Source organism: Protofrankia sp. CiP1_Cm_nod1, from assembly GCF_920888515.1.
Taxonomy (GTDB): domain Bacteria; phylum Actinomycetota; class Actinomycetes; order Frankiales; family Frankiaceae; genus Protofrankia.
On record NZ_CAKKTM010000474.1, the window covers coordinates 1 to 7,431 of the forward strand.

Annotated in this window: 6 protein-coding genes and 1 pseudogene; 4 read left to right on the top strand and 3 right to left on the bottom strand. The window is 73.3% G+C overall.

Going from position 1 to position 7,431, the window contains the following annotated elements; all coding sequences use genetic code 11:
- The 3 genes from NBX02_RS22460 to NBX02_RS22470 form a co-directional block, all read left to right on the top strand.
- The coding region (locus tag NBX02_RS22460; RefSeq protein WP_250293030.1) for an NHL repeat-containing protein at positions 1–1,282 on the top strand (1,282 nt) is incomplete at its 5' end.
- A 193-nt stretch (positions 1,283–1,475) separates the two neighbouring features.
- Positions 1,476–4,142 (top strand): protein kinase domain-containing protein, encoded by a 2,667-nt coding sequence (locus NBX02_RS22465; RefSeq protein ID WP_250286513.1) that lies wholly within the window; start codon positions 1,476–1,478, stop codon positions 4,140–4,142.
- Between the two features lie 411 nt (positions 4,143–4,553).
- Positions 4,554–4,712: a hypothetical protein gene (locus NBX02_RS22470; protein ID WP_175648265.1), complete on the top strand. Its 159-nt coding sequence runs from the start codon at positions 4,554–4,556 to the stop codon at positions 4,710–4,712.
- Between the two features lie 201 nt (positions 4,713–4,913).
- Here the strand turns inward: NBX02_RS22470 and NBX02_RS22475 are convergent, their stop codons facing one another.
- Genes NBX02_RS22475 through NBX02_RS22485 form a run of 3 tightly spaced genes read right to left on the bottom strand, consistent with a single transcriptional unit; the run spans position 4,914 to position 6,830 of the window.
- Positions 4,914–5,876 (bottom strand): bifunctional lytic transglycosylase/C40 family peptidase, encoded by a 963-nt coding sequence (locus NBX02_RS22475; protein WP_250293037.1) that lies wholly within the window; start codon positions 5,874–5,876, stop codon positions 4,914–4,916.
- 49 nt (positions 5,877–5,925) lie between these two features.
- Positions 5,926–6,573, bottom strand: a complete 648-nt coding sequence (locus NBX02_RS22480) for a hypothetical protein (RefSeq protein ID WP_250293033.1) — start codon at positions 6,571–6,573, stop codon at positions 5,926–5,928.
- 38 nt (positions 6,574–6,611) lie between these two features.
- Positions 6,612–6,830, bottom strand: coding sequence for a helix-turn-helix domain-containing protein (locus NBX02_RS22485; RefSeq protein WP_013875580.1), 219 nt, complete (start codon positions 6,828–6,830; stop codon positions 6,612–6,614).
- A 200-nt stretch (positions 6,831–7,030) separates the two neighbouring features.
- Here NBX02_RS22485 and NBX02_RS22490 point away from each other — a divergent pair.
- Positions 7,031–7,431: pseudogene (locus NBX02_RS22490) on the top strand (hypothetical protein); the annotation flags it as partial.

Genomic DNA, 7,431 nt, shown 5'->3' on the forward strand with positions numbered 1-7,431 from the left:
GCCCGGTACGGACTGGTGGCAGCCCAGCCCGTTCGCTCCCGGCGGCGGGCCGTCCGGGCCGTCCGGGCCCCGGGACGGGCGGGTGCCCGCGGGCCCGCAGCCACCCCCGGGACCCGGCCCGGGATGGCCGCAGGGCCAGCGACGGCCGTCCCGCCGCCGGATGTGGCTGATCACCGGAGTCGTGTTCGTCGTGGTCGCCGCGCTGAGCGTCGGCATCACCCTGGTGGCGGCCTCGGGCGCAGACGCCCCGCCCCAGCGCTCCGCGCTGTTCGTCCCGGGCACCGCCTACTCGGGCACGGCGCTGACCCTGCCCGGCCTGGACGCGTACGACGTCACGATCGACCGGGCGGGCGCGCTCTACATCACCGACTGGACCAGCCACCAGGTACGCAAGATCTCCCCGGACGGAACCGTGGCCACCGTCGCCGGCACCGGCAGCGGCAACGCGGGCTTCGGCGGCGACGGCGGCCCGGCCACCCAGGCGGAGCTGGACAGCCCGGCCACAACGGCCGTCGACGCGGACGGCAACGTCTACATCAGCGACTCGCACAACCACCGCATCCGGAAGGTCGACCCGCGGGGGATCATCACGACGATCGCCGGCACCGGCACCGCGGGTTTCTCCGGCGACGGCGGCCCGGCGACGGCGGCCCAGCTCAACGAGCCCTACGGGCTGGCGATCGCCGCGGACGGCTCGGTCTACATCTCCGACTACGACAACCAGCGCATCCGGAAGATCGACCCGCAGGGGATCATCACGACGGTCGTCGGCACCGGCACGGCCGGCTTCTCCGGCGACGGCGGCCCGGCCGCCCAGGCCCAGATCAAGAACCCCAACAACCTGGCCGTGGCCGCTGACGGCACTCTCTACATATCCGAGCTCGGCAACGCGCGGATCCGCAAGGTCAGCCCCGACGGTGTCATCACGACCGCCGCCGGGAACGGCACCTCCGGCTACGGCGGGGACGGCGGCCCGGCCACCGCGGCCCAGCTGCGCGTCCCCAGCGCCACCCTCAGCCCGGACGGCGTCCTCTACATCGCCGACTACAGCAACGAGCGCATCCGGCGGGTTGCCACCAACGGCGTGATCACCACTGTCGCCGGCAACGGGACCGCCGGCTCCGCCGGGGACGGCGCGGCGGCTGTCCGGGCGCAGCTGTCCAGCCCGACCGGCGTCACCGTCGACGGCGCCGGCAACCTCTACATCGCCGACGACAAGAACGACCGCGTCCGGCGCGTCAGCACCACCGGCATCATCACGACCGTTGCCCAGACCGGGTAGACCGGCCGGGAACCGTCGGATCATGATCCTTACCGCGTGTCGCCGGCCACCCGGGCAGCTGGCGGCCGGCGGTGGTGCCACCATGTGCGCTCCACGCACTTCGTACACTTCAGGCACTTCGTTGGCCTGTGTACTTCGTTCGCTTCCCTTTCCCGCGCGCCGGCGACCCCGAGGAATCGAGTAGGACCACGACATGGCAGTCGACCGCGCACGGGTAGCGGCCGCGTTACCGGACTACGACGTCGGTGACGAGCTCGGCCGCGGGGGCTTCGGTGTGGTCTTCGCCGGCCGGCACAGACTGATCCAGCGTGATGTCGCCGTCAAGGTGCTGCCCGAGGAGGACGGCGGGGCCGAGGAGGTCCGCGAACGGTTCCTGGTGGAGGCGCGGCTGCTCGCCGGGTTCGACCATCCCCATGTCGTCCGGGTCTACGACTATGTGGAACGCGGTGGCCTGTGCCTGCTGGTGATGGAGAAACTGACCGGCGGCAGCCTGCGCCAGCGGTTCGCCACCGGCCCGGACGGCCGGCAGCGGCGTGGCAACGGCCTTTCCGGGTCCGGCGGGCCTGGCGGGCCTGGCGGGCCGAGGCAGCCGGCGGCCTGCGCGATCGGGCTGTCGGCCGCCACCGCGCTGGCCGCCGCGCACGCGCGGGGCGTCCTGCACCGGGACATCAAGCCGGACAACCTGCTGTTCACCAGCACCGGCCTGCCCAAGGTGACCGACTTCGGCATCGCCAAGATCCTCGAGACCACGGCGACCACCACCACCGGACTGGTGGGCACGCCGCGTTACATGGCGCCGGAGCAGATCAGCGGTGACCGGCTCAGCCCGGCGACGGACCTGTACGCCCTCGGGCTCGTCCTCTACGAACTGCTGGCCGGCCGGCCCCCGTTCGACCGGCACCTGAGCGTCCCGGCGATGCTCCACCATCACCTCAACGTGCCGCCCGCGCACCTGACGGAGGCCCCGGAGCCGGTCGCCGCCGTGATCGGGCGCGCGCTGGAGAAGCACCCGCCCGCCCGGCACTCCTCCGCCCAGGAGTTCGCCATCGATCTGGCGCGGGCCGCGGCCAGCGTCTACGGCCCCGGCTGGCTGACCGCCAGCGGAGTACCCACCAGCCTGCCGGACGCCGTCACCGCGGCGGCTCGAGGTGACACAGCGGCTCGAGGTGACACGGCGGCCACAGCCCGCCCGCGGGCAGCACAGACACGCCCGGCGACGGCCCAGCCATGGTGGTCGGCGTCCGACACAGCCTCAGGCCCTGGCACAGGCCCTGGCACAGGCCCTGGCACAGGCCCTGGCGCAGGCCCCGGTACTGGCACCGGCACTGGCACGGAGGGCGACACGACCCGGCTGGTCACCCCGGGCTCCCCGCCGGCCCCGGCGGCGGATCCGGTGGCCGGCTGGCCGGACGGCCCGGTGCCGGCCCCGGCGGCCTGGCAACCGGCCCAGCAGCCCCGGGGAGGCCCGAGCGCTGGACCGCCGGACGGCAGGCCGCTCCACCCGCTCACGGCTCCCACCCGGACTCCTCCGCCCGGCTCACCGGACGGCCGGCCGGCTGACGCTGGAGAGCGCGGCCAGGAGTACCCCGGGGCAGGCGGTCCGCGGACGCGTGATCCGGGAGCACGCGGTCCGGGGGCAGCCGGTCCGGGGGCACGGCGTGTGGCGGCCCTGTTCGGGCCGCGGCGCAACCGGATCGGCGCCGGTGTCCTGGTACTCGTCCTGGTCGCCGTCATCCTGGTCGCGCTCTCACGCGGTGGCTCCGGCCCACGGCCGGGCCGGGCCGCGTACAGCGGCCCCACCATCACGGGCGCGCTCTCCTCGGTGAACGGCATCGCCATCGGCCCGGACGGCACCATCGTCGTGTCGGACAGCAGCGCCGGCCGCGTCCTGACGCTCAGCCCGGCCGGGACCGTCGAGTGGCTGGCTGGTTCCCGCCCGCCGTCACCGAGGCCGACGGCCGGGGCGAGCGCACAGCCCACGGCCGACACCGACGCCCGCCGGAAGGTCCTGGCCTCACCGGGCAGTGTGGCGGTCGACACCGCCGGCGCGATCTACGTCGCCACCAGCACCTCCGACGGCCAGGTTTTCATGATCACCAGGGACGGCGGCATCTCCGTGGTCGCCGGCAGCGGTTCCGAGCTGGACGGATTCACGGGAAACAACGGGGCCGCAGCCGCCGCGGAACTGTCGGGCCCACGCGGGATCGCGGTCGACGACAACGGCGACGTCCTCTTTTCCGAAGGCAGCCGGGTACGGAAGGTCACGGTCGCCACCGGCCGCATCGCCGCGGTCGCGGGCTCGTCGACCAGCGGGACGTCGGGTGACAACGGCCCGGCCGCCGACGCCCTGTTGAACAATCCGGCGAGTGTCGTCATCGCCAGGGACGGCAGCGTCTACATCCTCGACAGAGGGACGGAAACAGTCCGGAAGATCAGCCCGAAGGGCGTCATCTCCCGTTTCGCCGGCGCGGCACCGTCAGCGACGGGCACGGCGTCGCCCACGCCGACCGCCTCACCGCCGCCGGTCGGCAGCGCCGGGGACGGCTCCCCGGCGACCGCGGTGACGCTCGGGGATCCCAGCGGGATCGCGCTCGCGCCGAACGGTGATCTCTACATCGCCGACTACGCGAACAACGTGATCCGGCTGGTGGACGCGGCCACCGGCGTGATCAGCACCTTCGCCGGGTCCCGCGCCGCCACCGAGCCCGGGGACGGCGGCGACGCGCGGGAGGCCCGGGTCTACGCGCCGACCGGGATCGCCGTCGACGGCACCGGCGCGGTCTACATCGCCCAGTACGGCGGGATCGTCCGCCGGGTCGGGCCGGACGGCCTCATATCCACCGTCCTCAAGCCCTCCTGACGCCGCCGGGCCCCCTGGGCCCCTGCACCCCTGGGCACCCCTGGGCACCCCTGGGCGCATGCCGCGCCGGCCGCACCGCGGCTGGCGTCTCGTCCGGTCCTGGCCATCGCACACAGTCCTGGCCGTCTCACACCGTTGCCCGCGTTCCCCGTCATTGCCCGCTCTCCCGCACCGTCCGGGCGCACCGGACTGTTCACGGAGAGTGTTCCCCTTAGGGACGTCGAGCGATGACGGGACGTTCGGCACCGCGGTCGTCAACGGAGCCACCTGCCCCGCTTCCCGGACAGAGGGCACCCAGAGTTTCCACTCGATTACACAAACGAGCGGTCGACATGTCATCGAGCGTGGATGGCGGGAGGCTCCGGTGAGCGTGGACGGCGCCTGTCCACCCCGTCTCCCGCGAGGTCCGGCATGACCGTGAAAAAGCTGACGCATCTGTCCCTGCTCGCATTGCTGATCTTTTATCTGGCGAACACGCCAAGCGACGCCGCTTACGTGGTCCGCTCGGCGGTCATCGTGCTCGGGGACGCCGCGGAAGGCCTGTCCCATTTCGTCACCGAGGTCGCGTGAGAGGCCGCATGAGGCGTCACATGAGACGTCGAACGGAACCGGGCGGGAGCACGGATGAACCGTGACACGATGACCACTATCCGCTGTTCCCGCCACGGAGCCGGCGGGCTCCTCCAACCCTGCCCGGAGAGGCGGCCGCGGTTACGCGGGATGGCCGGCCGGATGACGGCCGGTCAGGGGCGGCCGGTCAGGGGCGGCCGGTCAGGCGGCGGCCAGCGGGCGGGTGACCGCCACGATCGATGTCCAGTCCGACAGGGCGGACTCGACCACACCCCAGCGGGCGCCCTTCGCGGCGATCACCCGACCGTTCCCCACGTACATGCCGACGTGCCCCGGCGCCGCGGCGGTGCCGTCGGCTCCGGGGATGAACAGCAGGTCACCCGGCTGCGGATCCACCGCGGACACCAGCGGGCCCGCCCGCATCTGGTCCACGGTGACCCGCGGCAACGACACCCCGATCCGCTGGTAGGCCGCCTGCACCAGCGAGGAGCAGTCCCAGGCGTCCGGCCCGGTCGCGCCCCACACGTAGGGCCTGCCGATCTGGCTCTCCATGAACGCCAGCACCGGGGCCACCGCGGCCGCCGACACCGTGCCCGCGACCATGGCGTCGATGACGTCGCCGTAGACCTGCGCCTGGGCGAGGATGGTCCGGACGTAGTCACGGGTCTCCGGGTACGGCGGGACACCGGCGTAGGCGAGCACCGCCCCCGGCCCGGCGTTGTAGGCCGCGAGCATCTTCTCCCGCGGATCCGCCGAGACGGACGCCGTCGCCGCGGCCACGGCACAGTCGTAACGGGCCGCGGCGGGGATGGCGTCCGCCGGGTTCCACACGTCACCCTGGCCGTGGATGGCCCAGGTCCCGGGCATGAACTGGGCGATACCCATCGCGCCGACGGCGGAACGGGCGTTCGGGCTGAAACCGGACTCCTGGTGCAGCTGGGCGGCCAGCACCGCTGGTGACACCTCGGCGCAGCCGGCGTTGTTCGCAGCCTCGATGATCAGTGGCAGGTACTCCGACGGGATGCCGGCGGCGTTCCTGATCGTCCGGCGCACGTCGGAGCCGTCGTTCCCGATGAAGGGACCGGCAATGATCACCACGATGGCCGTGACACCGAAGACGAACGCGGCGATGCCACCGACCAGCCCCAGCCCGCCCCAGAGCATCCACCGTTGCCGGCGCCGACGGGCGCGGTAGCTCCCCCCTGCCACAGCGTCAGCGGCCCGGGGCGTCGCCGTAGGAGTTCGCCAGATCCGCGCCGGCCACCAGCCAGCTGCCGTCGGTCTGGCGGAGCAGGGTGAGCGTCGGGTTCGACACCGTCTCGGTGCGGTCGCCGGCCCGGTCGCTCACGGTCGTGCGCCGGACGTTGAGCAGCAGCACGAGCCGGCCGCTGGCGGTGCTGTCAACACCGCCGAGCGGCGAGGCCGCGAGCACCTCGACGGTGGACCGGCTGCCCAGCTCCCGCAGCTCCAGCCAGGCCCGCGCCGGCTCCTCGGTGGCGGTGGCGCCGCGCTCCCCGCCGAGCTGGGCGAAGAAGTCCGGGGTCATGCAGGCGCGGGCACGCAGCAGACCGGCGTCCGGCCCGCTGTCGGCCCGGGTGTCATAGGACTGCCAGCGGGTGAAGCAGTCCACCGCGACGCTTCCGGGATCATGAGGGTCGAGCGGGACGGAGGCCAGTGGTGATGCGGTGGCAAGTGGCGGGCCAGGAGGCTGGCTCGCGGCCGGCGGCGGCCCGGTCGCGGCCGGGGTGGCGCTCGCCCGGGCCACGACGTCACGCACGGCCGAACAGGCCGGCACACCGCACAGCAGCACCGGCGCCGCCGCCACCAGCAGGCACAGCCTGGACGCGGCCCGTGCGGGCATCCGTGGAGGCGTCCGCCCGGGCAGCCTGCCGGAAAAGATCACTCCCTGCCGTCCAGCCAGTCCCTGACCCGGCCGCGGCGGATCCGCCACTGATGGCCGACCTTGCGAGCCGGGATCTCCCGTTCGGACAGCAGCCTGAGCACCGTGCTCTCCGACAGCCGCAGCCACGCGACCAGCTCGTCGACCGTCAGCACGTCATCGTCCGCGGGATCCCTGCCCGCCGCGAACGCCGCCACCGAGACGCCCTCCTGTGCCACGCGACGGCCTCCCTCTCCGAGCACCTACCGCCGGCGCAGGAAGTTACACCCACCCAAGCCACCCTGACGACCCCCAAAGGAGCCTTGTCATACTTGAACAGCTCGTGTTACATCGATCCGTCCGAAGTTCAAGCCAAGCAACCGCAAGCAGCAGTAACAGGCACTAACCAGCCGGAGAATACCACGGAGGTCGACAGCGCGTGACCGATGTGTCGCGAGAGCCCTACGGCGATGACGGTGACGCGCGTCCCGTCTCGCTGATCGGTACACGCCTGCCCGCGGCGGGCCCACGACCGGATTCGACGACCCGTGACGTACCCGCCGCCGGCGTCGCGACCAGCGGCAGCCCGCCACCATCAAGATCTTCTTCTGCTGCCGAGCCGGGTCCGGACACCCGGACCGGACGGATCACCAGGCGCCTGCGCCGCCGGTCGCGCGACGCCTCGGGCGAGCACGCCCCCGCCGACGCGGACGACCCGCGCCAGGCCGAAGCGTTCCTGCTCCAGGACGCCGCAGGCTCCACCACGCCGGGGGCGGCCGCCCGCGGCGGCTCCGCAGGGCCGACCGCCCCCGCGGCTGCCGCCCCCGCGGCCACCAGCCC

Coding starts and splice junctions, on each gene's coding strand:
- NBX02_RS22465 (WP_250286513.1), top strand. CDS start 1,476: ATGGCAGTCGACCGCGCACGGGTAGCGGCCGCGTTACCGGACTACGAC.
- NBX02_RS22475 (WP_250293037.1), bottom strand. CDS start 5,876: ATGCTCTGGGGCGGGCTGGGGCTGGTCGGTGGCATCGCCGCGTTCGTC.
- NBX02_RS22480 (WP_250293033.1), bottom strand. CDS start 6,573: ATGCCCGCACGGGCCGCGTCCAGGCTGTGCCTGCTGGTGGCGGCGGCG.
- NBX02_RS22470 (WP_175648265.1), top strand. CDS start 4,554: ATGACCGTGAAAAAGCTGACGCATCTGTCCCTGCTCGCATTGCTGATC.